Source organism: Candidatus Zixiibacteriota bacterium (assembly GCA_014728145.1).
Taxonomy (GTDB): domain Bacteria; phylum Zixibacteria; class MSB-5A5; order JAABVY01; family JAABVY01; genus WJMC01.
This window is the reverse complement of record WJMC01000039.1, coordinates 1-26,390: the sequence shown is the minus strand read 5'-3', so window position 1 is coordinate 26,390 and position 26,390 is coordinate 1. Positions and strand designations below refer to the sequence as shown.

The window sequence follows — 26,390 nt, the reverse complement described above, 5'->3', positions numbered from 1 at the left end:
TGAATCCCTGAGGCCGGGCCGGTTGAGATCTCCGAGTGGATACGGATCAGTGAATTCGAGTGGATGAGATAAAAGAAACCTGTTGTTTTGCCATGCGGGTAACAGAGCTGGATAGCATATCTCGGCCGCAATAATGCGATTAAAGATCAATTCGCCACGGCTGTTGTATTTGCAGATATACTTGAAGCTGTCGTTGAAATTATCGTCCTGATAGCCCTTCATGTTTCCAAATGTAATCATTATGACCTCAGGGTCAGCACTGCTTCCGCAACTGTAGATACCATTTAAATAGCTTGTCGAAGGTGAAGTAAAAGTTGCCATGGGCGCGTGCCATTCGACTACCATGCTGTCGATATTTACGCAAAACAGATGATAGGAATCATCGGTAGTGCCGTCATCATTGCAGTTAACTTTTACGAATGCCTCTGTTTGGCCGTCGTAATCGTAGTCATCGACGAGCGAAAGATACACATCCGGTTCATAGATAGAGTCGCCGGAATTATCCTGACCGGCCATCAGGAAGAGGGTTTTCTTCGACCCCCTGATGGAATCCAGCCGGCCGATATAAATAGAGTCATTGTAGAAACCCGAACAAATAATTCTTTTAAAACCAGCCTGCACTGAATCTATCATCTGGCAGTCTTTGACGATCATATTGAAACTTTGATCCCTTACGACCTTTGCGAAATAAGTGCTGTCGGATCGAATGAGATGTCGAAATGAAACGGTTGCCGACTCGTCGCGTTCGATAAGCCGGTTTCTAAAAGTCACAAATAAGGCAGTATCGCCCACGTCCGTGGCGACAGTGAACGGCATTGCCGATTTTGATACTCTCTTCCTCTGCAGGAAATCCTCACCGATTATGCTGTCGCATTTGTAGGGCAGTAAGCTGGTATTGGCATTGAAGTCGATCGTAAATCGATCCTGGCAAAATGCCGTAAGGCTTAAAATGACTAATAGTGCCAGCGATGTCAGTATTGTGCGCATTTAGAAACAGCCGGTGTTTTCAGGCTTAACGTATCCCTGCCAATTCAGTAAAATATGGTTTTTGGCGACTATTGTCAATAAGCTCAACACGGTTAGACCAGTTAAATCCGACTTATTTTGGTTACTGTTTCTTGCGTATTATATACAGGAATTAATTGGTGACCTTACGCGGTTTATTATTTGAATCATGATAAAAATTGTGATATAATGCAAATAATGGTATTGAGATGAGTTGAGAGTTGCGGTTATATGACTGATACGCCCAAAGATCTGAGATTTTTTAAGGAGATTTTGAGCTCGATTGCCGATGGTGTCTTCACCGTCGACAGCAACCGGGTGGTGACCAGCTTCAATCCGGCCGCCGAAAAGATTACCGGCATACCTGCCTCGAAGGCAATCGGCAAGCATTGCTACGATGTTTTCCATTCGGATATATGCGAGGACTGCCTGCTGGAGGAGACGCTCAAGACCGGAATCGAGGCAGTCGACAAGCCGGTGAACATTATCAATGCCTGCGGAGAGATGGTGCCGATCAGTATCTCCACCGCCGTGTTGCGAGATGAAGATAACAACGTCCTGGGTGCGGTCGAAACATTCCGCGATCTGTCGGCGATCGAAAACCTGCGCAAAGCTTTAACCGAGAAGTATTCGTTCGAGGATATAATCTCCAAAAGCCCGAAGATAAACAAGCTGTTTGCGATTCTACCGGATATCGCCGAAAGCGAAAGCACTGTCCTGATCCAGGGGCCATCGGGGTCCGGCAAGGAACTCTTCGCCCGCGCCATACACAATATAAGTCCGCGTAAAGAAGGACCCTATATTGTCATCAACTGCGGTACTCTTCCGGTCGACCTGTTCGAGTCGGAACTGTTTGGATATAAAAAAGGCGCGTTTACCGATGCCAAAAAAGATAAGCCTGGAAAATTGACCATGGCCGATGGAGGCACTGTGTTTTTTGATGAGATCGGTGAGTTACCGATGTCGACCCAGGTCAAGCTCCTGCGGCTTCTCCAGCAACGAGAATACGAACCTGTCGGTGCCACAGAGACTGTCAAAGCTGACATCCGGGTCGTGGCGGCGACCAACAGAAGACTGAAGGAACTTGTGTCCCAGGGCAGGTTTCGGGATGATCTCTATTTTCGGCTGGCAGTGGTCAAAATCGATCTGCCTCCCCTAAAAGAGAGGCGAGAGGATATCCCCTACCTTGTTGATCATTTCATCAAGCGTCTAAACTCCCGCCTGGGCAAGAAGATTATCAGCGTCAGCCCGGCGGTTATGGCTATCCTGATGGAGCACGACTTCCAGGGAAATATTCGTGAACTTGAAAATATTATCGAGTACTGTTTTGTCGTCTGCCGGGGAAACGTGATCCAGAAAGAGCATCTGCCCTCGGAACTGCTCAAACCCGATTCAACTGAATCCATCTCCGCTGATTACGAGATGACACCGGTGACGCGAACTATCGATACCGAAAGCCAGATCAAATCCGCCCTGCGCGAATCGGAAGGCAGGGTCCTGGATGCCGCGCGCAAACTGAATATCCATCGCACCACACTCTGGCGACGGTTGCGTCGCTACAATATCGACCCTTCCGATTACAAAACCAGCGATTAGTATAAATGCAACCCATGTTGCAAAAACGACCGTAATGCAACATTAATAGCAACAGTGCAACATCCGATGTTGCACTCTCCGCAACACGACCAAATCGATTCATTCTTATTAATTCATTATTGTATAACCACTTACAGGCTCACATTTGCCTTCGGCATGATTTCTGCAGTCAGAACGGGCAGGGTGAGCATGAAATTAGCGATTACAAAATTCAAGGATGCGGTTGGGCCACGGTTTGAAACGGCTTCGAGTTTCGCGATATTTTCCCTTAAAAACAGAGAGGTCTCCGGCAGGGAGACAGTGAACTGCTCGGGATGCGAGGGATTCGGCCGGGTCAGAATCCTGCGTGACCAGAAAATCGATGTGCTGATCTGTGGCGGGATAAAGAGTTTTTACCGCGATATGCTCAGGTCACTGGGTTTGGCGGTAATCGATGACATCTCCGATTCAATCGAAAATGCCCTGAAACGTTTCCGATCCGGTGATTTGAAGCCACGGGAGGAAAGTGTATGTTCGCAGGTCACTCCTGAGATACCGCACGAGGACCTGGTCTGCTGGGCAAAGGAGCTATTTATAAGTCATGGTTATCGAGTTGAGATCAATCAAGATGATTTTGCTTTTCCAGTTGACCTGATTGCAAGAGTAAACTGCCCGGTTTGTGGCCAGCCGGTAGAGGTTGCGATCTGTTGCGGAGCTCATATCTACCGCCCGGAACAGGAAATCCGTGAATTTCATCACGCTCTTTCATCCCGTTTTAAGGCGATGGTTTATGTCAATTTCGGCAATCCTAAAATCCGTGAGTGCTGTGATAACTACGGGATTGAATTGATCGATGCCGGCCGGGAGAGCAGTAACCGTGATGAACCTGTTGGAAACGGGATCCCGTTACTGCGAAACCGGATAAGTGGTCATGAGGCCGCGTTTGAGAACTAATAAATATGATAAATAATTCTATAATAAAGTTAATAACCAGTAACTCAACTGTGGAGAATACATGAGAATCGGTTTGATAACACCAGAGGAGAGGGAGAAGGCGTTTAAAACTCCCAAGAAACCTGATGTGATCGAAAAGCAGAAACTGAATGTCCGCTACCATGTCGAGGATTACGAGGTCGGAAGCAGGCCACGCCGTTTTCTGGAAGCGTTTGCGGTAATACTCAAGCATACCAATTACCGTTTCGCGCTTGAACATTTTATCCGTATGTCGGCCAAGTGCGCCCGTTGCGCGGTACAGTGTCCGGTTTATCTGGCTACCGGCGACAAATGTGACATTCCCTGTCACCGGTCCGAACTTTTGCTTTCGGTCTACCGCAGGCATTTCACGATGGGGGGTATGTTTCGCGGGAGGCTTTTCGGCAACGGTTACCTCACTGATGATGAAATCGAGGAGATGGCGGAGTCTTTCTGGAATTGCACTGCCTGCAGGCGGTGTACGCTGGAATGTCCGGCCGGGATAGACCACGCTCTTTTGACACACCTGGGAAGATTCATCTTAAGCGAAATCGGGATCGCTCCCCGTGCACTGGTGGTAAGTACCAGGGAACAACTGGAAGGCGCAACCGGAAACACCTCGGCTCTGCCAGTACCTGCCTTGCAGGACACGCTCGAATTCCTGGAAGAAGACATCTTTGACGACAAGGGAGTCGAGGTCAAATTCCCGCTCGATGTAGAGCGAAGTGAATACCTGTTCACACCGGCGGTTTCAGACTTCTTGATGGAGGCCGAGACTCTGATGGGAATCGCGGCGGTATTTAAAGCTACCGGCGGTTCCTGGACTATCAGTACAAATTATTACGATGCCATCAACTACGGGCTGTTTTATAACGATCGTATACTCGAGCGGGTGATCCGCAAGCTGTATGCTGAAGCTGAGCGGCTCAAGACCGACAGCATCTTGATTGGTGAATGCGGTCACGCGTCACGAACAGCCAGGTATTTCGTGCCGATACACTGCGGTGGTTCGAAAGCCAAACCGGTCTATAACATCATGGAATACACCCACAAGATGCTCGAGGAAGGAAAACTCAAGCTCGATCCGAATGTTGTAACCGAGACGGTGACCTATCATGATCCCTGTAACATAGCCCGCCAGGGCTGGCTGGTCGACAAACCGCGTGAAATAGTCAGAGCGTTCTGCAAAAACTACGTCGAGATGAAACCTAACAAGACAGAAAACCTCTGTTGCGGTGGTGGTGGAGGGTCTGTATCGATCGATGAAATCCGCCCGTATCGCACCACTGTGGGAGGGCGTGCCAAAGCCGACCAGATCCGTGAAACCGGAGCAAAATACGTAATTGCTCCCTGCGCCAACTGTAAAAAACAACTGCGCGAATTACTGGAGGATCAGGAGGTCGATTGTGAGGTGATCGGGCTTCACGATTTGATCTACAAGGCCATAATTTTTAATGATAAAGATATAAACAAACCCAAACCGGATAAAGAGGATTAAAGTGCAGCAATTACTGGATTTCGTAAGCGGACCATTATTCAGGCTGACTTTTCTTATAATGATTTTAGGCCTGTTGCGGACTTTCGTGCTCGACCTCTGGGGAGCCTGGGACGCCTATCGACGAGCCGGCGACAAGAAGCTGGCCTGGGGTGATGCTTTCTCGAAGACGATCCAATGGCTTTTCCCGGTCAGGCGGGTTTTTACGAGACGTCCGCTGTACAGTTTGTTTTCAATTCTGTTTCATGTCGGATTGATACTGGTGCCGATTTTCTATCTCGGCCATGTTCAGCTCTGGGAAGAGAGCACCGGGCTGTCCTGGTGGACCCTTCCGCATTTCTGGGCTGACCTGTTGACATTAACTACCATTATTTTCGGCCTGCTCCTGTTTCTCGGCAGGTTGATTTCATCCGAGGCCCGTTACCTCAGCCGGAGTCAGGATTATCTCTGGCCGATCCTGCTGGTGGTACCATTTGTGAGCGGGTACTTCTGTGCCAATCTAAACATCAGCCCGGCTTCGTACCAGGTCTTTATGCTGATTCATATACTGTCCGGAGAATTGATATTCGTGTTGATACCGTTTACCAAAATAGCCCACTGCGTGCTGATGCCTCTCTCCCAGTTTATCATCAGCCTGGCGTGGAAATTTCCCGCCAGAATCGATGACAAGATCGGTGCCACTATGGATAAAAAAGGAGTCGGTGTATGAAAGCTATATTGACTGATGTAACCAAATGTATCGGTTGCCTGGAGTGTGTCGAGGCCTGCAAAGAGTATAATCATCTTGAGGTCGATGTGCCCCGCAACTGGCATCGCACCGACGGCCTGTCTGCCAAAAACTGGACTTCGATACTCAGGAAGCCGGAGAATCATTACGTTCGCAAGCAATGTCGGCACTGCCTGGAGCCGGCCTGCGTGTCGGCCTGCCCGGTAGGCGCACTGGAAAAGACAGCGTCGGGCGCAGTGATTTATCACGGCGAGAAATGTATCGGTTGCCGCTATTGTATGATCGCTTGCCCCTATGGGATACCGCGTTATGACTGGGAAAGTCCGGTACCCTATATCCGTAAGTGCAATCTCTGTTTCGACAAAATCAGAAATGGCCAGAAACCGGCTTGTATCGAAGCCTGCCCGACGCAGGCGACGATCTTTGGTGATCGCAATGAACTGCTCACCGAGGCTCATCGGAGGATAGAGGCAGAGCCCGGTAAATATATTGACCGTGTCTACGGCGAACATGAAGTCGGCGGGACCTCGGTATTATACATTTCCGATATCGACCTCGGATTTCTGACCTACCCGGTTCGCAAAAACACGAAACCACTGCCGGAGACGACATCGACAGCGATGCATGCGGTACCATTCGCTTTTACCGGCATGGGCGCGTTGATGGGTGGGATCTACTGGATTTGCAAACGTCGCGAACAGCTCAAACAGGAGAAGCAGCAAGCAAAGGAAGATGAGTCATGAAGAAGGTCACAGCATTCAAATCGGTTTTATGGACGATCCTGGGACTGGCGCTGGCGGCCGGGGTTACGCGCATGATTTTCGGGCTCGGCGCGATTACCAACCAGAGCGATACCACACCCTGGGGACTCTGGAAAGGTTTCAATGTCATACCAGGAATAGCACTGGCGGCAGGTGGTTTTGTCGTGACTGCGATCATTTACGTGATGCGCAAGCATGAGTATTACCGTTATGCCAAGATTGCTGTGCTGATGGCGTTTCTGGGCTATCTCTCGGCGGCTACCGCTTTGGTGGTGGAACTGGGTTTGCCCTGGATGGTCTGGCACCCGGTAGTCTACTGGCAGCATCATTCGGCTTTATTCGAAGTCGCCTGGTGTGTGATGCTGTACCTGGTCGTACTTTTCCTTGAATTTGTTCCGGTGCCTCTGGAGGAGACAAGCCGCTTCGCCGGCGTGCGCAGGTTTCTGCATAAATATAAACTGATCCTGGTAGTTCTCGGTATCATGATCTCAACACTGCATCAATCTTCGCTGGGCACACTCTTTCTGATCACGCCCGAAAAACTCCACCCCCTGTGGTACACAAATTTACTGCCCGTCTTGTTTTTCGTGTCAGCCATAGCGGTCGGACCGTTGATGGTGATACTGGGGGTGCTTACCATTTCCGCTGTCTATGAGAAACCGCTCGAGCGCGAGAAACTGGGCAAACTGGCTCTTTTCTCAGTAGGAGTCCTGGCTGTTTATGCGCTGATTCGTTTTATCGGGCTGGTTGCCGAGGGCAAGCTGGCGACGATGTTTGTCTCGAGCTGGCAGACGCTCTTTTTCTGGATTGAAACAGCGCTGTTTGTGATCATACCGATTCTGTTTTTAGCGGTAAAGCAATTACGAGTATCCAAAGCCGGCTTATGGGTAGCAACAATTTCGGCCGTGATTGGAATCGGTTTCAACCGCGCCAATATCGCCGGGATAATGCTGGTTCGCACCGGGGAGATTTATATCCCCACGATCTTCGAGATCTTCATCAGCCTGGGAATAATCTCGGCCGCGGTGCTGGTCTTTTTGTTCTGCGTGGAACGCTTCAAGATGTGGGAAACCAAATGGACAGATCCGCGTGATCGCGAAACCGCGCCACCAGAGTTCGACAGATCTTCGGAAGCCTGGCTGGGTAGTCCAAGGATATCGCACAGGTTTACTTTTTCGTTTATCCTGATTATATCCCTGGCTTTCGGCTTTGCCTTGATATCAAATGAGAGAATCCACAGTGAAGGAATAAAAGAGGTGCCGGTCAAGGCCGCGCGTGGTGGAGACACGCTCTATGTCGACGGCAACCATGATACGTTCGGCGTGTATTTCGCTCACGAAGATCATATCCAGCGAGAAGGTAAAAAAGAATCCTGTGTGATCTGCCATCACATGAACCTCCCGATGGACGAGAGCAGTCCCTGTTCAGCCTGCCATGGCAATATGTACACTGAGTTTGACGCGTTCCGGCATGACTGGCACTCATCACCGGCCGGAGGCAATGTCGGCTGTATGGAGTGTCATCCCGAGGATCAGCCGCGCCTGGCGGAAACCGCGCAGTCTTGTGAACATTGCCACAAAGACCTGATTCCGGCTGGTGCTGAAATCGAGGTCGATGATTACATGGCACCTTCCTACACCGATGCCATGCATGGTGTCTGCGTGCCCTGCCATGAGACACGGGCAAAACAGAAGGAAGAACTCAAGGACCTGGCCTTGTGCACATCCTGCCACGGTTTCGATCATCCCGAGTATTTGAATAAGGAGATCGAGATGGCTTTTCGAGACACAAGTTTCAACCATGTCGTTCTGCCTTTTGTGGGTGATCTGGATAAAAATCGGGAGGATATGGATGACTGAAAAGAAGGTGCTTATCATAGATGATGAACCGGATGTGATCTCCTATTTGACAGTGGTTCTGGAGAGCAATGGGTTCAGGCCCTATTCCGCTACCACTGCCGAGAACGGATTCAACCTGGCAGTGGAAGTCGAACCGGATTTGATCTGCGTGGATATCATGATGCCGCAGGAATCGGGGTTGTCTCTGTTCGTGAAACTCCGCCGGGAATCGAAATTCAGTGATATCCCGGTCTTGATCATCAGCGGTCTGGAACAGGAACAGGATTTTGACTTTCGCAAATTTGTCGACAGCGAAGATGTTTCGCCGCCCGACCTCTATATCGAAAAACCGATTAAGGTCGAGCGTTTCATCGAAGCTGTCAGAAAGCTGACGAGTTCAACGCATGTCAAAAAATAGCACATATAAAAACAAAAGCAGTGTCACAGCAATTAAGGCTGACAAAAACGGGGTGGTTGGCGATTGGTTCTACCGTGAATTGTTCGAGCAGGTGCCTTTTAACATGGCCATAATCGACCGCGATTTCAACATCGTCCAGGCCAATAAGAATTTCGGCGACTACTTTGGACGCTGGAAAGGACGTAAATGCTACAAGGTCTACAAAAACCTTGACCATCCCTGTGTCGGTTGTAACGCCCAGCTCACATTTCAGGACGGACGGGTGCGGGTCAGCGACGAGTCCGGTGTCGATCAGCATGGCCAGGAAGCTCATTATGTTGTGCACCTGGCTCCTCTCAAGCCACACAAGGGCGAGCAGGTCAAGTATATTGTCGAGATGTCGCGCGATGTAATCGAGACCAAGAACCTGCAGATGGAATACCAGCTTCTTTTTGAGCGAGTGCCCTGCTATATCACGGTTATCGATCGCAACTACAAGATCATCCGGGCCAACGAGAATTTCCGCGATGTTTTCGGTGATGTTCACGGCAAGCAGTGTTATGAGGTCTATAAAAAGCGCAAGACCAAATGCCCGAACTGCCCGGCGGCTAAAACATTCAAAGATGGTATTGTGCATCACTCCAACCAGGTCGGGATTAACAAAGACGGTGAGAAAGCGCATTACATGCTGACGACCTCCCCGCTCTCGCGCGATATAAACAACATCGCACACGTAATCGAGATTTCCACAGACATTACCGCAACCAAAAAACTCGAAAAGGAAGTTATCGAGGCCGAACGGCTGGCGGCGGTCGGGCAGACAGTGGCCGGATTGGCGCACAGTATCAAAAACATATTGATGGGTCTCGAGGGCGGTATGTATGTGGTCGGACGCGGTCTGGAGAAAGACAACAAAAAGCTTCTCAACCAGGGCTGGGAGATGCTGGAACGAAATCTCAATAAGACAACCTCCCTGGTGCGTGATTTTCTGAGCTTTGCCAAGGGCCGTCTGCCCGAACTGGAGATGGTCAAGCCTGGCGAGCTGGTGAAGGAAATTGTAGACCTGTACGGAAAGATCGCTGAAGATATGGGCATTGAGCTTGCAGTCGAAAAGGGTGCTCGTGTGAAACGTGCGCCCCTGGATCCGAAAGGGATTCATACCTGCCTGACCAACCTGGTCTCAAACGCTATCGATGCCTGCCGGATGAGTGAAAAATCCAAAGGCCGGGTAACTATTAAAGTCTACGACAGCAATGGCAACCTGACCTTTACAGTCTCGGACAGCGGGATGGGTATGGATTACGATATCAAAAAGAAGCTCTTTACAACCTTTTTCACCACCAAGGGTGGACAGGGCACCGGCCTGGGACTTTTAACGACACGAAAGATCATTAAAGAACATGGTGGCAAGATTTCTGTCCAGTCACAGAAGGGGAAAGGCTCGACCTTCAAGATGATTTTTCCCAGAAAGAGACTCAATGATCTTTATGACGACGGTAAACAAAAATAATCTGCTTAAGGCGAGGTGATTATGGCAGATCTAAAAGATAAAACTATCCTGGTAGTCGATGATGAAGCGGATGTCCGGCAGTACCTGACAATGGCGTTGGACGATGCCGGCTTCAATGTCGTCTCGGCCTCGGACGGTTTCGAGGCAATTGAACAGGTCAAAAAACAGAAACCCGACCTGATTTCTCTCGACCTTGTGATGCCGAAAAAATCGGGAATCAAGTTCTATCGCGAACTTCTCAAAAACAAACAGTGGGCTGACATCCCGGTACTGGTCGTCACCGGCCATGCCCGCGACGACCTGGGGCGCTCCGATCTCAAGGAGCTGACCATGTCCGGACCAGGGATATACCTTGAAAAACCGGTCAAGCCGCACAATTATATCGCGGCCATCAAGAAGCTTCTGGGGTTGGATATCTCAGACGATGAGCGTCAGGCCGCCGACCAGGTCGAACTCCAGAACGAATTGAAAAACGTGATCGACGATGCTGATCCCGAGACCCTGCGCAAGCTCAAGGAACTGATCAATAAAAAGATGAATTAAGCTGGACGGTGTTCGGGGGATGTTGCAATGATATATAACTATAAACAGGACAATTTTACTGATATTATTCTCGATTCGATCGCCGACGGTGTTTTCACGATCGACAGCGAATGGAAGATCACCTCGTTTAACCGGGCGGCAGAAAAGATCACCTCGATTCCGCGCGAAGAAGCCCTGGGACAACGCTGTTCGGATATCTTCCGGGCCTCGATCTGCGAGAACAACTGTGCCCTTAAGCAAACCCTCAAAGCCGGCCGGCCGATAGTCAACAAGGCTGTTTATATTATCGATTCCTCGGGTAAAAAGATTCCGATCAGTGTCGCCACTGCAGTTCTCAGAGATGCTGACGGCAGGGTCATCGGAGGGGTTGAGACATTTCGCGATTTAAGCGAGATCATGGAACTTCGCCGTCAGCTCCATCAGAAATATTCCTACCAGGATATTATTAGTAAAAACAGCCAGATGCTGAAGATCTTCGATATACTTCCAACTATAGCGGAATCCGACAGCACTGTCCTGGTGGAAGGGGAGAGCGGGACAGGCAAAGAACTGGTAGCGCGGGCGGTGCACAATCTCTCACCGCGCAAATCTGAGCCGATAGTTGTGATAAACTGCGGGGCGATGCCTGATACCCTGTTAGAATCGGAGCTGTTTGGCTATGTCGCCGGGGCCTTTACAGACGCCCGCAAGGACAAACCGGGACGCTTCGCGATGGCCGAGGGTGGGACGGTGTTGCTGGATGAGATCGCCGATGTTTCACCAGCCATGCAGGTGCGCTTGCTGAGGGTAATCCAGGAGCACACTTATCAACCATTGGGAAGCACTCAGCCGGTCAAAGCCGATGTGCGCATCATCGCCGCCTCCAACCAGAACCTGAAAAAACTTGTGACCGAAGGTAAATTCCGTGAAGACCTCTATTACCGTATCAATGTAATCAGAATCGAGTTGCCGCCACTGCGCGAACGCAAGGAAGATATACCACTTCTGATGGAGCACTTTATCGAACGCTTCAACCGCCTCAAACCCAAGCAGATCGATTCGATCGCTCCCGAAGTTCTTGCTGTATTGATGAATTATGATTTTCCCGGCAATGTGCGTGAACTGGAAAATATCGCCGAGCATGCCTTTGTCCTGTGTCGCAACTCTATCATCAGTATGAATGATCTGCCTGAAAATTTTAAACCTCAATATGAAGAAAGCATCCCCGCTGTCAATTCATTCGAGGACCTCGAAGCGCGCTTTCTGGTCGAGGCTCTCAAACGCAATAACTGGAGCAGGATCAATACCGCCAGAGAACTCGGGATCCACAAGACTACATTGTGGAGAAAGATGAAGAAATACGGCATCGATATGGCTTCCCGATGACAATTGCGTAATTGCATTTCACGGTCAGTGACTGATTGCGATAACGCACCGATAGTCAGATCGAAAAGATGATAATGCTGATGCGCAAAATGTCTAAGATGCATGAAGACAATATGATACAAGAAATAATAAAAACAGTCTGCAGGTTGGCATGAACTTTGAACTTACAGATGTACAGAGTATGAAGATTGCAATAGCGACATGGAATGAGCGGGTCTCGCCGGTTATGGATTCCGCCCGTAACCTGATGGTCGTCACTTATGACGAGGGGGCCGAGGTCTCACGCGAGAAACTGGTATTGCCTCAGGTGGAAATCTGCAGCAGGGCCGGTTTTATTGCAGACCTCGGTGTCCAGGTACTTATCTGCGGGGCGATTTCCAGGCAGTATGAGATGCTTCTGGAGCGTTCGGGAATCCAGGTGGCGGCATGGTTTCGTGGCGATGTTGATGCTTTGATCGCCGCGATCCCAAGGGGCGAACTCAAACAGGCCCGCTTCATATTGCCGGGATGCGGTCAGCAGAGAATCAGGAGAAGAAATCGATTCGGCCAAAACAGAAGAGCCTGAAACAATAATTTACTGGAGGAACTATGAAAATCGCGATATCGGCGCAGGGTAAAGAATTAGACAGCAAGGTGGATCCTCGATTTGGTCGGGCACCCTTTTATATCATCTATGATTTGGAGTCTGGAGATTTTGAAGCGCTGGATAATTCCGAGAATGTGCATGCCGGCCAGGGGGCTGGAATTCAGGCTGCCCAGAAGGTAGTGGCGCAGGATGTCGACCTGGTTGTGTCCGGCAATCTCGGCCCCAAAGCGTACCAGGTCCTTTCCTCGGCGAAAATCAAGACCGCCCTGTGGGCTCATGGCTCGGTGCGGGAAGCAGTTGAGCTGGCGAAGAATAACGAGCTTACATTTGCTGAAGGTGCCAATGTCGAGGGGCATTGGAGTTAATATATTGATTGGTAATCTAAAACAATAAGGAGGATATCATGCCGGGTGGAGACAGAACCGGACCCACGGGCGCAGGTCCCGGAACAGGCAGAGCGGCAGGTTTCTGCGCGGGATACAATCGTCCCGGTTACGCCAATTTCGGTCCCCGTGGCGGATTTGGTTATGGCCGTGGAGGAGGGCGAGGTTTCGGAAGAGGCGGAGGTGGTCATGGATGGCGCAATCGCTTCTATGCTACCGGGCTTCCGGGCTGGATGCGTGAACGAGATTACTACGATGATGAACCATATTATCATGACCGTCCCGAGACTTCAGCTCGAAGCGGGATCTCCGGCAGAAATGAGTTAGCTGACCTGAAACGTCAGGCCGGCAATTTGAGCGAGGCTTTGGACGAAGTCAATCATCGGATTGAAGAACTAGAATCCAAAAAGAAAAGCAGGTGATTTGATGTCGTTTATGAATTCGCAAGGTGGCGGCAGAGGAGACGGTCGCGGTGGCGGCCAGGGCGGTCGCGGTCGCAATCGTGGTGCGGGCGGGCAAGGCCGAGGGCCAGGTGGAAAATGTGTCTGTCCCGGATGCGGTGCGGAAGTCGCTCATGAAATGGGCAAACCGTGCAACGCCATGAAATGTCCCCAGTGCGGTCAGATGATGACCCGTGATTAGCAGGAGTAATGCTTTGAAAATCTCTGTTGCGAGCGGTAAGGGGGGGACTGGCAAGACTACAATCGCTGTAAATCTGGCAGTTGCGCTGGCCGGTAAAGATATCGATGTGGCGCTTCTGGATTGTGATGTCGAGGAGCCAAACGGACATATTTTTCTGAATCCGGAATATACTGAATCAGTTCCGGTTACAGTACCGGTTCCAAAAGTGGATTTCAGCAGGTGTACCTACTGTGGTGAATGTGCTGAGATCTGTCAGTACAACGCCATCGCGGTCATCCCGGACAATGTGATGGTATTTCCGAAGCTGTGTCATGGTTGCGGGGGTTGCTATCATCTCTGCCCGCCCCGGGCAATATCCGAGGTGAACAGAGAAATCGGTAAAATCAATTCGGGGCATGGCCGGGGAGTTGAATTTGTCGAGGGACGCCTCAATGTCGGTGAATCACAGGCGCCCCCTTTAACGAAACGTCTCAAACAGAGCGTCAGCAAGCATGAGGTTGTTATCATCGACGCTCCGCCGGGGACCTCCTGTCCGGTTGTGGAGGCGGTTTCGGAAAGTGACTACGTGATCCTTGTCAGTGAACCGACGCCATTCGGCCTGAATGACTTAATACTCGCGGTCGAGATGGTCCGCAGGCTCGGCCTGCCCCATGGTATTGTAGTGAATCGCGCCGACAGTGGCGACGATCGTATGCTCAAATACTGCGAATCGGAAATGCTCGATATCTTAATGAAGATACCTTTTGACCGCAGGCTGGCGGAAGCATACTCGACCGGAAAGTTGATGTCTGAGATCGACCGGGTATACAATGAAAACCTGTTCAACATGTACACTTCGATTAAAGGAAAGATAAGCGATGCGCGAGCTTGTGATTATCAGCGGTAAAGGGGGAACTGGTAAAACCTCGATTGTCGGCTCCCTGGCAGCATTGGGTAAGAGTAAGGTGGTTGTCGATTGTGATGTCGATGCCTCTGACCTGCACCTGTTGTTGAATAACAATGTAAGGGAGATACATGACTTTATCGTATCATGCAAAGCTTCGATAAATCGGCAAAGATGTTCAGATTGCGGTCTGTGCGCTGATTATTGCCGTTTCGATGCAATAAAATATGAGCAGGGTGAATACCGTATCGATCAATTCGCCTGTGAGGGGTGCGGCGTGTGCCGATATTTCTGCCCGGAGTACGCGATCGCTTACGAACCGGTCAAAAGTGGAGAGTGGTTCATCTCGCACACAGACCACGGCCCACTGGTGCATGCCCGGCTTGGGATCGCCGAATCAAATTCCGGCCGGCTGGTCTCCCTTCTTCGCCAGAAAGCCCGCGAGATCGCCGATAAAAACGAATACGACCTGGTACTCATTGACGGTCCGCCCGGAATTGGCTGTCCGGTGATCGCCTCGATTACGGGGGCCTCATATGTACTGATAGTAACGGAACCGTCGCAATCAGCTTTTCATGACCTCAATCGTCTTCTGGAATTGATCGAACATTTCAAAATCAATTGCGGAGTTGTGATCAACAAATCCGATATAAACCTGACATTGACTGATCACATCAAAAAAGATGTACAGGCCCGGGGAATAAGGGTCGTGGCAGAAATATCTTTTGATCCCATGATGACTGAGGCGCAGATTAACTCACAGACCCTTATTGAATATACTGTGAATGATTCCACACGAAAGATAGAACAAATTTGGAAGACTATATACAATGAAATGCAATCAAGTCCGGGATTCCAGCAAAACAGCAAAAAGGAGATACTATGAGATTCGCAATACCGACAGCCGACAATCTGCTTTGTCCCCATTTCGGTAACTGCCAGAAATTCGCTTTTATCGATGTCGATTTTGAAACCGGGGAGATCACGAAAATCGAGATGGTCGAACCTCCACCGCACCAGCCCGGCATGTTGCCGGAATGGATCAAAAACAATGGTTCTGAAGTGATTATTGCCGGGGGTATGGGCAGACGCGCCCTGGGAATCCTGCAAAACTGCGGTATTAAAGTAATCAGCGGTGCGCCGATCGCAAGTCCTCGTGAACTGGTCAATGAGTACCTTAACGGACGTCTTCAATCCGGCAACAACTACTGCGACTCTCAGGGCTTCAGGCAGGCTGGCGGCCACAACTGCAAGGGGCATAATCATGGCGGACAGTTTTAAGATAGTTACATAACTGAAAAGTTAATTATCACAGGTCATCGCCATTAAAACGATGACTGAAAGACTGGGGAACAAAATGTATGTCTACGGTCCGGTGCCTTCGCGCAGGCTGGGAAGATCATTGGGAGTAAGTCCGATTCCTTCCAAAACATGCTCGTATTCATGCGTCTACTGCCAGCTGGGTAGAACTGACAGGTTGCGTGTTGACCGCAAGAGATATTTCAGGCCGGTGGACATCCTGGATGAGATTCATGATAACCTGATCGAATCAACACCGGAATTCATTACGTTTGCAGGCGACGGCGAGCCGACATTGAACATAGACCTGGGCCGGATGATACGTCATTGCAAGGAAAGTTTTGATGTTCCCGTGGCTGTAATCACCAATGGTTCTCTGCTTACCGATGATATCGTGCGGTCTGATTTGATGGCCGCCGATTTGGTCATGCCGTCACTTGATGCCGGATGCGAAAGAACATTCAAAAAGATAAACCGTCCTCATCGCGACATAAACTACGGTCATATGCTGGCCGGTTTAGCCCAGTTTCGCCATGAGTTTTCAGGCAAGATATGGATGGAGGTGATGCTGGTTCAGGGCCTCAACGACAGCGATGAGGAGTTGAAGATGATTCGTTCGCACCTGGATATGATCAAACCGGACAGGATCTACGTCGGAACCCCTACCCGTCCCCCGACGGAAAAATGGGTCGAACCTGTCGGACCGGAGGCCGTTATAAGGGCCAAGAGTGTTCTGCAAAGCCGATTCACCCTTGACAGTTTTGAGACCTCGGAGTTTGGCTTGCGCAGCTTTCATGACGCCCGTGAAGCAATCACGGAAATCGGTGGAAGACATCCGCTTCGAAGAGAACAGGCTGAAAAAATCGTAAAGTTTTTTGGAAAAGATGATACAATTAAGGATATGCTGACTGCTCATCTTCTTCGAGAAGTCAGTTTCAACAGCCGATCTTACCTGCTTCCTCAAAAGGAGAGAAGCATTGATGGAGGATAGATCATGACAGAATTACAGGTGGATTCCACCGATCTCAAATGGGCTGAGGCACAGGGCTATTCTCCGGGTGCCCATGAAAAAATACTGTGTGCCGGCGACCAGGATTATCCCCGTGTCTATCTTTTAAGAATACCTCCCGGCTGGCATACATTTGGTCACTTTCACGATTTCCCGGAGATTCATTATATAATCAAAGGGGAACTTGAGAGCCGGGGGAAGGTATTCAGCGAAGGCTCCTTCAGGGTTCTTCCACCAGGATTTCGGCATGGTCCTTTCAGCTCCGAAACCGGCGCCCTGGTGATGATTACTCAACTGGTCAATCAAGATATCGGCACAGTTTGAAAGTGGAGGGCAGAATTTATTGCACGCAGGTTGTTTTAATCATATTAATATAAAAAATAGTATAATAGCATTGCCACAATAGCGGCTGCGCCGCCGCTGAAAAAATTGACCAGGTCGTTGTCGATAAATGAAACACCTCTCACCAGTTGGTATCTTTTATCTCCTGCGCTTTTTCTTTCTGTTATCCGGCCACTTTCTAAATCGCGGTACTGTGCCTGCAATGTTGCGCCAAATACAGAGTCGAGAAAGCACCCCAGAATTGCCCCGGCAGACGGGATCGCGACAATCAAAGAAAAGCTTTCCCATCCGGAAGAAAATAACTGAGTTGCTAAAAATCCGCTCAATGTTGTGCTGACTGCGCCAGCTATCGATGCACTGCTCCCGGCAAAAGATACCGCTCCGGAGCGACCCGTTTCCACTTCTTTGAAATCCAGTATCGAAACCGGTTTCCGAGATGACATCGTACCGATTTCAGTTGCCCATGTGTCCGCCGAGGCTTCCGCGATTGAGGCGAGATAAACGATAAACCATCCCTGCCAGCCTGTAAACAAATACAGAATTGATGTCAATGTCGGGATTCCGCCGTTGGCGAGCACCTGCCGCAGGTCACGTGCGCCGGCTTTATCAAAGCTCATGATCGCTTTATTCTTTTGAGTGGAGCGCAGTTTCGTCAGCAGGCTGGAGCTGATGAAAAAATAAATGATCGGCACAGCCCAAACCGATCCTCCGATACCGTAGATCAGGCTACCGACAGCTACCATCCCGACAGCGCCGTCAAATGTCAGTGAGTGTTTTTTGACGGCTGAAACAGCCAGTATTGATGCTATGATTGCGCCGAGAAGAAACTTTAAGTAATTTATTTCGGACGGCTCCATCAGCATACTCCATCATGCATCTTTCATAAACTGAAAATATAGATCAGCAGACATCCTGAGGAAATAAAAAAAGATGAGAGACCGGACTTCTCCAAATAGTGGTCTGTGTAAATTGCTTATAAGAGTTTACAGAATGGTTGAATCAGCAGAAAATACCTTTCACTGGAACGCGGGAAAAACAATAACTTACGGAAAACATAGTATCTGGTTTGCACTCTAATTTCTTGCTTATTTGTTCGCTTTGTCGGGAAGATCTTTGAGGGAAATATATGTCAACTTATCAGTGATCTATAAAACAGGTGTTATCCATTATTGTTTTCGTCCTTGATCTCAACTCCGTCAAGCTAATCTCAACTGTGACGAATACAAAAAAACTGAAGGCAGTCTGCCTCAGCCTGGGTAACATAAGGTTTTGAACCTGAAGCCATCCTTTCGGCATTCATTACAACAGGCTCCGGATGTAATCACTCGGCAAGGTCACTTGTCTGAGCGACATTTACTCGAGAGTGCGGATTTCAGTTATTTCTCCTGTCCAGTTATTGCTCCCAAACTTGAATTCCACGACATCGCCGACCTTTTTCGTCACCAGCAGTCTTGCCACAGGCGCGCCGATTGTTACCATATCAGGGAACAGTTCCAGTTCGAATTCAGCGGGGCCGACCAGGTTAAACGTGTGTGATTCCTTTGATTCTGTGTCAACAACAGTCACCGAACATCCGAATGAAACTGTTTCAGGCGTACTGCCAGTCAAGTCGACTTTTACGAAATTCAGGTAGCTTTCAAGCCGTTGCTTGCGTTCCATCAGAAATGACTGCTTCTCCTTGGCGGCATGGTATTCAGCATTTTCCTTAAGATCACCAAGGTCGGCGGCTTCACCGATGTCTTTCGAGTTCTGTTTGATTTCTTTCTTGGTCTCAGCAATCTTCTCGTTCAGAATTTCGTAAGTACTCTTTAGAATCGGAACTTGCATTTCTTCCTTCCTCAAAATTGGGTACTCATCACAACAAAGTGAGCTAAAGCGCACACTAAGCTAATAAATAACTTCTTACCTGGCAACTTTTTTCGATATCGTATCCTACGTCGATTCGTTTATTGAGGGTTCTTGTGTTAAGACGTAATACACCAGCTTCGGCATCCCGGGACCTGGCATCCAGCTCTCTGGGTGAGTTCTTTCTATTTACCCAGGTCGTGAGTCACCACCCGTCGAGAACAGCAGTCCCTCAGCCTGTCATGAAAATAGCAATCATCAAATATCAGCAGACAAAAACACTCTGAATTTCAGGTTATTAAATCCATGGTCTTCAGCCATGGAATCTACCTGTGAATAAAATATCGGAATTGTTATTTGGAAGCGGGGTTGCATTTCGCTGAAGGGGAGGATTTACAAATTGGGCATGATTATGTAGTCCCTTATGAGACAGCGGATTGTTCAAAGGAGAGAGGTCTTAAATAAGGATATAAAAAAGTATAAACCATGTGCCCGGTATGAAATGTAAAGGATCTGCCCGGAATATACCAAAAAAGCGGAGAGACTGGGATTCGAACCCAGGAGGCCTTACGGCCCACGCGCTTTCCAGGCGCGCTCCTTAAGCCAACTCGGACATCTCTCCGTTTCAGAAATCTTGATCATTTTGGCTGAATCCACCTGATTCAGCTAAACCACAAGGATATAGCCTCGGATTGCAAAAATCAAGCGATTTTTACTTGTTGTCGGAGGGTCATATATTAAATTGACGATTATCCGGTTTGTATCAGAACTTTTTGTTCAACCGGTAGTTAAATAGACCGAACGAAAGGTGACAATAATGAAGACCAGATTTTGTTTTATTTCCGTAATTATCGCTTTCGCATTTGCCCTCTCAGGCTGTTCTTCGGACAACGGCAACGGCCCGGCAGATACTCAACCCAAAGTTTCAAATATACCCGACCAGATTCTATATGGTACATCCGATTTCGAGCCGATCGATTTGGATGCCTATGTCTCCGACGGCAATCATGCCGATTCCCAGATCACCTGGCGGACATCGGGCCAGTCCGAACTCGAGATCTCTATATCCTCACGGGTCGCTACAATATCAAAGCCGAGCCAGTACTGGACAGGGCGGGAGACTGTCTATTTTGTCGCCACCGATCCGGATAATATGTCCGATTCGGATGCGGTTGTATTTCAGGTGTTGGCATTAAACAGCGATTATTTCCCCCTTTCCGAGGGAGATACCTGGTATTACACGACCGCAATGCAACAAGAAATCGTGCGGACGGTTGCCGGTGATACCACTATCAACGAACGCCAGTGTACGATTATTCGGGAAAATGGCGAAACCTCCGAGGCCTGGTCGATAACCGAAACCGGGACCACAGCAGGATTCTATGTTCACCTTTTGACCGACGGCACGCTTGAGTATTTCTTCGACCAGCCACTCAGGATACCTTTCTATATGGATAAGGAAGAAATCTACAATTACAACCATCTGGTCTACTATTACTACCAGGGGAACCTGGAAGCGTTTAACCTGAGCGGGTCGTTGCGCTTCGAGGATTTTGTAACCTACGATCAAAACGGCCTGAATTATTCTGAAGTCGCGCATATATATTATATTGATGATGACTACTCCGAATATTACGCACCCGGAGTCGGCCTCCTGGACAACGGCGATTACGTTCTGGATTCCGCCTATGTGGGTGGAAAATGGTACCGCTAAACGATTTTCCGCGATTAACCTAAGCTGTTAAAATCTAAGAACATAGGTTCAATCCTGTTAAAAAACCAGGGTTAAAAAGCGCTCGACATTTTGAATACAAGTGACGATACCCAGTATATAAGCTGAAAACGCCACAGGAGGAATCATGGGTATCGCGCTTGAGATTATTGAGTGGATGGATCAGGCTTCCGATGAGATGATTCATCGCATCCCCGAAAAAGGGTCACTGGATATAAAATTCGGGGCGCAGGTGATCGTTAGAGACAGCCAGTCGGCGGTCTTTTTCAAAAGCGGTAAAGCGACCGATGCGCTCGGGCCCGGACGTCATACGCTCAGTTCCCTGAACATCCCGGTACTGACACGAATACTGTCATTGCCGTGGGGGTTCAAGTCGATCTTCCGCTGCGAAGTCTATTTCATCAATCATAAGATATTTACCGACCTGAAATGGGGCACCAAGGATCCGGTCGCATTTCGAGACAGTGAACTGGGCTTGATCCGCCTGCGCGGTTATGGTTCCTACACGATGCGTATTGCCGAACCGCTCGTGTTTTTGAACTCGGTGGTCGGTCGCCAATCTTTGTTTTCAACTCCGCAGATCCAGGATTTTTTGCGCGATATCATAGTCGCCCGTTTAAATGACCTGTTTGGCGAGAAGCTTGATACGATACTTGACCTTCCCAGGAAGTACTCGGAATACGCCCAGATGGCCAGGGAAGTGATCGGTGCCGAATTTGAGAAATATGGATTGGAATTGTTGGACTTCTATCTATCGGCGATCACCCCTCCCCCGGAAGTACAGAAGCGGATCGATGAGCGTTCCGGTATGGCGGCTGTCGGTGATCTCAATGAGTACCTGAAGTTCAGTATGGCCAAGGCGTTTGCCGGCGGTACCGATGGAAACACGGCGCAACAGGGCGCCGGTCTGGGACTGGGGGCCGGAATTGCCATGATGGCTCCGGGGTTTATGTCCAAGGCTTTTGCCCCCGAGCATGTCGATCTGAAAACGGCTGATGTGCCCACTATGGGATGTCCGAAATGCGGGATCGACATCCCGGTCGATTCACGTTACTGCTTCAAGTGTGGCTACCATGTTGTAGTTGAAAAACGCTGTCCGAACTGTTCACGCAAAGTCTCGGGTAAGGATAAATTTTGTTACAACTGCGGTTTTAACCTGGCCGAACAACAGAATATCTTCTGCCAGAGTTGCGGTAAGGAACTGCCCCCGGGAACTCGTTTCTGTACCGAGTGCGGTGAGGAGATAAAAGGTAATGGCAACGCTGACAACAGCTCCGGCGACGACAAATAGAAGCAGTTCGACGGTAGCCCACCAGTGCCCGTTCTGTGGCGGACCGGTTCAGCTTGCCGATGACGAAATCATTACGGCCTGTGGTAACTGCGGGTCGATGCTGAGGCTTTTGCCTCCCGCTCAGCTTCAGAGCTTCGTTATCAATGCGAATTTTCCTCAGCGGGAAGCGCTCTTTTTTCTGAACCGCGAGCTCAAACAGAACAAACGTCCGCTGGTTAAAAGGCGCGGGGAGACCTGCCAGCTGTACCTGCCGTTTTACTTCATCCAGGGCAAAATCTTTCATTTTAACAAGCAGGTCAATGAGCGCAAGTATGTGAATGTTACCTCAACCGGCGATGGGGCCGCAATGGTCTCCGAGCACATCACTTTGGTCGAGAGCCAGAAAGCGCTGATCAAAAAATGGGATATGTCGGTGGCGGCATTCGATAACTACCGGTTCGGGCTCGATTCCCTGGGTGTGCGTACTTCTGTTCTGAAACTGGCGCCGTTGTCTTTCTCCCGTGCAAAAGACAAGATCTTTGTGGGCGCAGATAGAGATGTCAATTACGCTCTTGAACGCTATGATAAATCCGTCAACCGCAACTCATTGATTTCCGGGAACAGGTCTCTGGCCCGTTTTACACGCGCGCTTTACCCGCGGGTCAATATGGTCTATCTGCCGACCTGGCTGGTCAATTACCAGTCCGGCGAAGGAAGTTTTTTCGCGATCATTGATTCTGTTGCCAAACGAGTGGTGGCTATTCGTGAAGGTGAGATGAGCCAGGCGAATCTATTGCGACAGACAGACAACCTGGCATCATCATATAAAATGGTTAAACATCGTTGCAACTATTGCGGATTCGATTTGCCCAAGCAGAAAACCGGCGAGGTGTTCATCTGCGCGAATTGTGGGCGAACCTGGCAGGCCGGAGGAGAATCGTACAGGCAGATCACTATAAATCTGCCCCGCATCAGTTTTGACCGCGCGGCCAGGATGTTCCCGTTCTGGATGTTCGAGCTGTCCACATCCGATGACAATGATCTGTTAAAAAGAGCGCTCAAGCTCGAATCTGATACGTTGTTCATCCCCGCTTTCGAATTGCGCAACCTCAAACGAGCGGCCCGTGTAGCGCTGTCATATTCTCACAAAATCGATCGAATTGATTTTGACAAGTTCGAAGAGAATAGCTATCCTGTGCAGGCGGCGACATTGAACAAACAGGCGGCGGAGAGAATGATACTGCCCCTGCTTTTGGCAGGAAGAGACCATATCGAACATCTCGACCTGGAGGCCCTTTTCAGGTTGCATCTGCAGTTCGATAATGTTATACCGGTCTGGTTGCCGTTTGTGGAGCAAAACTATTTCTATGTCGGTCAGATGACCGGTCTCGGATTCGAAAAATCTGCAGTCGATTGATGAAAACAATTGCGGCCATCGATCTCGGTTCCAACACAGCCAAACTTCTGGTGGCGAAAGTCACCAAGACCCGGAGAATCATACCGATATTCGAGGACAAGCATACCCCGCGCCTGGCGGACGGTCTCAAAAAATCAGGCAGAATCTCCACCGCCAGCCTGAAACGAGCCGTTTCAGCGCTTCAAAAGTTCAAGCAAAAAGCGGAAGAATTTGCTGTCGATGAAATCCATGCGGTGGCGACCCAGGCGATGAGGCAGGCGGATAATCAAAAGTCAGTCATAGAAGAAATCCATAAAAGTACAGGCATCAAAGTCAAAGTGATCTCGGGCAAGCGTGAAGCTGAATTGACATACCTGGGAGCTGTGACCGGGATAAGCAGGATTAAAGACAGGCGCATCCTGTTCGATATAGGCGGAGCATCGACCGAATTCGTGCTGGCCGAGGGTGACAAGATAATAAATTCCAAAAGCATTCGAATCGGCGCGGTAGCGATAACCGAGGATTTCCGCACTGACAGGATTACCTCACCCTCGATGCTGATGTCTGTCAGGCAGGAGATTATGCGCTTTTTGTCGTCCAAACTGAAAGGATATGATTTTGGTGATTTTGATCTAATTTCCAGCGGAGGAACGGTTTCGGCCTATAAACGTCTCCAGATGGGTAAACCCTACGATCGCCCGGAACGCGCTCATGGACGCAGGTTGAAAGTCTCCGAACTCAATCGCATGATAGACCGCCTGGGCTCTTTGAAACTTTCCGACCGCCGGCGGGTTATAATATTTGAACCGGAGCGTGCCAATGTTATCGTTTCTGGAGGACTGATTCTCTCGGCAGTTTGCGACATATTTGGAAAAAACAGCCTTGTGGTTTCAACCCGTACCCTGAGGTGGGGCTTTTTGAAAAGCCGGATCTGAAATCGCTTGACTAAAACAAAATAAAGTTTAGATTTGCGCCGAAAGGAGCCTGTATCGAAAGTTATTACAGTTTAATTCAGTAACAGGTATTCAAACCGAATTTATATTCGATGAAATAATTGTCTTAGTATAGAGGCCGAAACGTGATTTTTACGTTCGGCTATTTTCATTTAAGGAGGTTAGATGAAAAGGATATCCCTCTTGATTATACTGATTCCTCTGATACTGGTCGAACTCGTGGCCGATCCATTCGGGTTGATGGACGATCCGATCATTGGACAGCTTGCCAACAGCGGGGTAGATGTGGTCTACGACGGTGAGTATCTCTGGGTCGCAACATCCAAGGGGCTCTCCGGAACCAATGACAACGGCCAGAGCTGGATTTCCTACGATTCCACGAACGGACTGCCAACTTCTGAAATCGCCGCTTTGGCCAGCGGGATGGGACAGCTCTGGGTGGCGACATCCTACAGCGTGGTTTCACAGGGTCAGGCGATTCCGGCTGGATCCGGAATCAGCCATACAGCCGACAACGGCAACACTTTTGAACTGGACACTCCCTTCCAGACCACAGATCCGGGTATGATTGTCTACGATATGGATCTCAATGATTCGGTTATCTATGCCGCCTGCTTCTATGGCGGATTGATATACTCGGTCGATACCGGAAATACCTGGCAGAACCTGTTTGTCGATACGATTGCTGAAAAAGATTTCTATGACAGCACATTTTTCTATTTAAACAATCGTTTCTTCTCGGTCGATCTGGATGACGGTTACCAGGACACATTTGTGGTCTGGGGCGGTTCTGCGGCCGGTATCAACCAGCTTCAGTTTATCGACAGGCCGGGAAAGCTGGCATCCAACTATATTACCGACATAAGTCGATACTTCGATTCAGACGACAGTATCGGTTACACCTGGATTGCCACCGACCAGGGGCTCAGCCTCAGTCCCGACCGGGGAGTCAGCTACCGGTCATTTTTCGTCTCTGACGGATTGCCTGCGGACTATCTGAGCGCGGTTGAGGCCTGGGACGGAAAGGTTATTTGCGCCGGCTATGATCCCGAATCCGATTCATCTGCCGGGCTGGCGATCTCTGAGGATATGGGCCAAAGCTGGACCAGTTTGGAGCCATCAGCCGCGGTCGGTATTGGAAATAAAGTCACCGATATATCAGTCACCAGAATCCTCGACGGCGAAGGCGGTTACAGAATCTGGGCGGCATGTTCACGGGGAGGTTTGATCTATTCCGATGATGATGGTCAGAACTGGAACGAAGTGACCCTCGATTCTCAATTTACTTCCAGCGATTCGTTATTCAACCAGGTTTATTCGGTCGACCCATTCAGTTTCATTGCCGATTCACTGCTGACCGATTCCTGTTCTGAAACTGATTCGATGTTTGTTTTTATCGGTTCCGGCGATGGTTTCTGGCGCTTGATTTTAGATTGCCCGTATGAGGATATCCGTGAGGCCGAGCTAATCAGGCTGGACACTGTTTTTCGTTCAGGACGTAAAGTGGTCGATATGGATGCTTCGCTGTGGATCGATACGGTCGATAACGAAGTGGACACGACCTTTGAATGGTCAGCCGCCAGCTGGCGTATAACTCCGGAAGGTTTTGAATCAATTTCGATCAGCCGTGACCAGGGCGAAAGCTGGGTGTCCACTGCAGTTGATGACAGCTGTTACGAAGTCATCTATACCCGCAATATTTGCTGGGCCGGCAACCGGAGCGGTTTTTATCGCCGAACCGGGGGAAGCGATAATTGGGTGGAATTTACGGTAATCGACACGACCACAGAAGTTCGCCGGGACACTACGGTGCTCTCGCTTATGTTTAACCAGGATGTCGATACGACATTCTGGGTCGGGAC

General features: G+C 49.5%; 27 protein-coding genes and 1 tRNA gene. 24 read left to right on the top strand and 4 right to left on the bottom strand.

Annotation, left to right across the window (positions count from 1 at the left end; translation table 11 throughout):
* The coding region (locus tag GF404_02390) for a hypothetical protein (GenBank protein ID MBD3381025.1) at positions 1-987 on the bottom strand (987 nt) is incomplete at its 3' end.
* Positions 988-1,236: 249 nt separating this feature from the next.
* On the opposite strand from GF404_02390, the gene GF404_02385 reads away from it, so the two are divergent.
* The 19 genes from GF404_02385 to GF404_02295 all read left to right on the top strand — a co-directional run bounded on the left by GF404_02385 (position 1,237) and on the right by GF404_02295 (position 17,314).
* Positions 1,237-2,601: a PAS domain-containing protein gene (locus GF404_02385; GenBank protein ID MBD3381024.1), complete on the top strand. Its 1,365-nt coding sequence runs from the start codon at positions 1,237-1,239 to the stop codon at positions 2,599-2,601.
* A 66-nt stretch (positions 2,602-2,667) separates the two neighbouring features.
* Positions 2,668-3,534 (top strand): hypothetical protein, encoded by an 867-nt coding sequence (locus GF404_02380; GenBank protein MBD3381023.1) that lies wholly within the window; start codon positions 2,668-2,670, stop codon positions 3,532-3,534.
* A gap of 61 nt (positions 3,535-3,595) precedes the next feature.
* Positions 3,596-5,050: a hypothetical protein gene (locus GF404_02375; GenBank protein ID MBD3381022.1), complete on the top strand. Its 1,455-nt coding sequence runs from the start codon at positions 3,596-3,598 to the stop codon at positions 5,048-5,050.
* A 1-nt stretch (position 5,051) separates the two neighbouring features.
* A complete protein-coding gene (locus GF404_02370; GenBank protein MBD3381021.1) occupies positions 5,052-5,756 on the top strand; it encodes a hypothetical protein in 705 nt (234 codons plus the stop codon).
* Complete coding sequence (locus GF404_02365; GenBank protein MBD3381020.1) at positions 5,753-6,517, top strand: 4Fe-4S dicluster domain-containing protein; 765 nt, start codon at positions 5,753-5,755, stop codon at positions 6,515-6,517. Before GF404_02370 ends, GF404_02365 begins: the two co-directional genes overlap by 4 nt.
* Positions 6,514-8,394, top strand: a complete 1,881-nt coding sequence (locus tag GF404_02360; GenBank protein ID MBD3381019.1) for a hypothetical protein — start codon at positions 6,514-6,516, stop codon at positions 8,392-8,394. Before GF404_02365 ends, GF404_02360 begins: the two co-directional genes overlap by 4 nt.
* Positions 8,336-8,791, top strand: coding sequence for a response regulator (locus tag GF404_02355; GenBank protein MBD3381018.1), 456 nt, complete (start codon positions 8,336-8,338; stop codon positions 8,789-8,791). Before GF404_02360 ends, GF404_02355 begins: the two co-directional genes overlap by 59 nt.
* Positions 8,778-10,280 (top strand): PAS domain-containing protein, encoded by a 1,503-nt coding sequence (locus GF404_02350; protein ID MBD3381017.1) that lies wholly within the window; start codon positions 8,778-8,780, stop codon positions 10,278-10,280. Before GF404_02355 ends, GF404_02350 begins: the two co-directional genes overlap by 14 nt.
* Before the next feature lie 21 nt (positions 10,281-10,301).
* Positions 10,302-10,823, top strand: coding sequence for a response regulator (locus tag GF404_02345; protein MBD3381016.1), 522 nt, complete (start codon positions 10,302-10,304; stop codon positions 10,821-10,823).
* 27 nt (positions 10,824-10,850) lie between these two features.
* Positions 10,851-12,188, top strand: a complete 1,338-nt coding sequence (locus GF404_02340) for a PAS domain-containing protein (protein MBD3381015.1) — start codon at positions 10,851-10,853, stop codon at positions 12,186-12,188.
* A 151-nt stretch (positions 12,189-12,339) separates the two neighbouring features.
* Positions 12,340-12,753: a hypothetical protein gene (locus GF404_02335; GenBank protein MBD3381014.1), complete on the top strand. Its 414-nt coding sequence runs from the start codon at positions 12,340-12,342 to the stop codon at positions 12,751-12,753.
* A 23-nt stretch (positions 12,754-12,776) separates the two neighbouring features.
* A complete protein-coding gene (locus GF404_02330; GenBank protein MBD3381013.1) occupies positions 12,777-13,139 on the top strand; it encodes a dinitrogenase iron-molybdenum cofactor biosynthesis protein in 363 nt (120 codons plus the stop codon).
* Positions 13,140-13,177: 38 nt separating this feature from the next.
* A complete protein-coding gene (locus tag GF404_02325; GenBank protein MBD3381012.1) occupies positions 13,178-13,579 on the top strand; it encodes a hypothetical protein in 402 nt (133 codons plus the stop codon).
* A 4-nt stretch (positions 13,580-13,583) separates the two neighbouring features.
* Positions 13,584-13,799: a hypothetical protein gene (locus GF404_02320; GenBank protein ID MBD3381011.1), complete on the top strand. Its 216-nt coding sequence runs from the start codon at positions 13,584-13,586 to the stop codon at positions 13,797-13,799.
* Positions 13,800-13,812: 13 nt separating this feature from the next.
* A complete protein-coding gene (locus GF404_02315) occupies positions 13,813-14,685 on the top strand; it encodes a P-loop NTPase (GenBank protein MBD3381010.1) in 873 nt (290 codons plus the stop codon).
* Positions 14,657-15,568 carry an AAA family ATPase gene (locus GF404_02310; protein ID MBD3381009.1) on the top strand — a complete coding sequence of 304 codons (912 nt, stop codon included), beginning with the start codon at positions 14,657-14,659 and terminating at the stop codon, positions 15,566-15,568. Before GF404_02315 ends, GF404_02310 begins: the two co-directional genes overlap by 29 nt.
* The gene (locus tag GF404_02305) at positions 15,565-15,963 is read left to right on the top strand and encodes an ATPase (protein ID MBD3381008.1); all 399 of its coding nucleotides are present in this window, start codon (positions 15,565-15,567) and stop codon (positions 15,961-15,963) included. The genes GF404_02310 and GF404_02305 overlap by 4 nt, the downstream gene beginning before the upstream one ends.
* 52 nt (positions 15,964-16,015) lie before the next feature.
* Positions 16,016-16,972, top strand: a complete 957-nt coding sequence (locus tag GF404_02300) for a radical SAM protein (protein MBD3381007.1) — start codon at positions 16,016-16,018, stop codon at positions 16,970-16,972.
* A gap of 3 nt (positions 16,973-16,975) precedes the next feature.
* Entirely contained in the window at positions 16,976-17,314 is a 339-nt protein-coding gene (locus GF404_02295; protein ID MBD3381006.1) for a hypothetical protein, read from the top strand.
* A 44-nt stretch (positions 17,315-17,358) separates the two neighbouring features.
* On the opposite strand, the gene GF404_02290 is transcribed toward GF404_02295, so the two are convergent.
* The 3 genes from GF404_02290 to GF404_02280 form a co-directional block, all read right to left on the bottom strand.
* Positions 17,359-18,195 carry a DUF92 domain-containing protein gene (locus GF404_02290; protein MBD3381005.1) on the bottom strand — a complete coding sequence of 279 codons (837 nt, stop codon included), beginning with the start codon at positions 18,193-18,195 and terminating at the stop codon, positions 17,359-17,361.
* 490 nt (positions 18,196-18,685) lie between these two features.
* Positions 18,686-19,159 (bottom strand): transcription elongation factor GreA, encoded by a 474-nt coding sequence (locus GF404_02285; protein MBD3381004.1) that lies wholly within the window; start codon positions 19,157-19,159, stop codon positions 18,686-18,688.
* A 554-nt stretch (positions 19,160-19,713) separates the two neighbouring features.
* A tRNA-Ser gene (locus tag GF404_02280) sits at positions 19,714-19,799 on the bottom strand.
* A gap of 195 nt (positions 19,800-19,994) precedes the next feature.
* On the opposite strand from GF404_02280, the gene GF404_02275 reads away from it, so the two are divergent.
* The 5 genes from GF404_02275 to GF404_02255 all read left to right on the top strand — a co-directional run.
* Positions 19,995-20,891: a hypothetical protein gene (locus tag GF404_02275; GenBank protein ID MBD3381003.1), complete on the top strand. Its 897-nt coding sequence runs from the start codon at positions 19,995-19,997 to the stop codon at positions 20,889-20,891.
* 145 nt (positions 20,892-21,036) lie between these two features.
* Complete coding sequence (locus tag GF404_02270; GenBank protein MBD3381002.1) at positions 21,037-22,200, top strand: zinc-ribbon domain-containing protein; 1,164 nt, start codon at positions 21,037-21,039, stop codon at positions 22,198-22,200.
* Positions 22,163-23,596, top strand: a complete 1,434-nt coding sequence (locus GF404_02265) for a hypothetical protein (protein ID MBD3381001.1) — start codon at positions 22,163-22,165, stop codon at positions 23,594-23,596. Before GF404_02270 ends, GF404_02265 begins: the two co-directional genes overlap by 38 nt.
* A complete protein-coding gene (locus GF404_02260; GenBank protein ID MBD3381000.1) occupies positions 23,596-24,510 on the top strand; it encodes a hypothetical protein in 915 nt (304 codons plus the stop codon). The genes GF404_02265 and GF404_02260 overlap by 1 nt, the downstream gene beginning before the upstream one ends.
* A 183-nt stretch (positions 24,511-24,693) precedes the next feature.
* A partial coding sequence (locus GF404_02255; protein MBD3380999.1) for a hypothetical protein occupies positions 24,694-26,390 on the top strand: 1,697 nt, incomplete at its 3' end.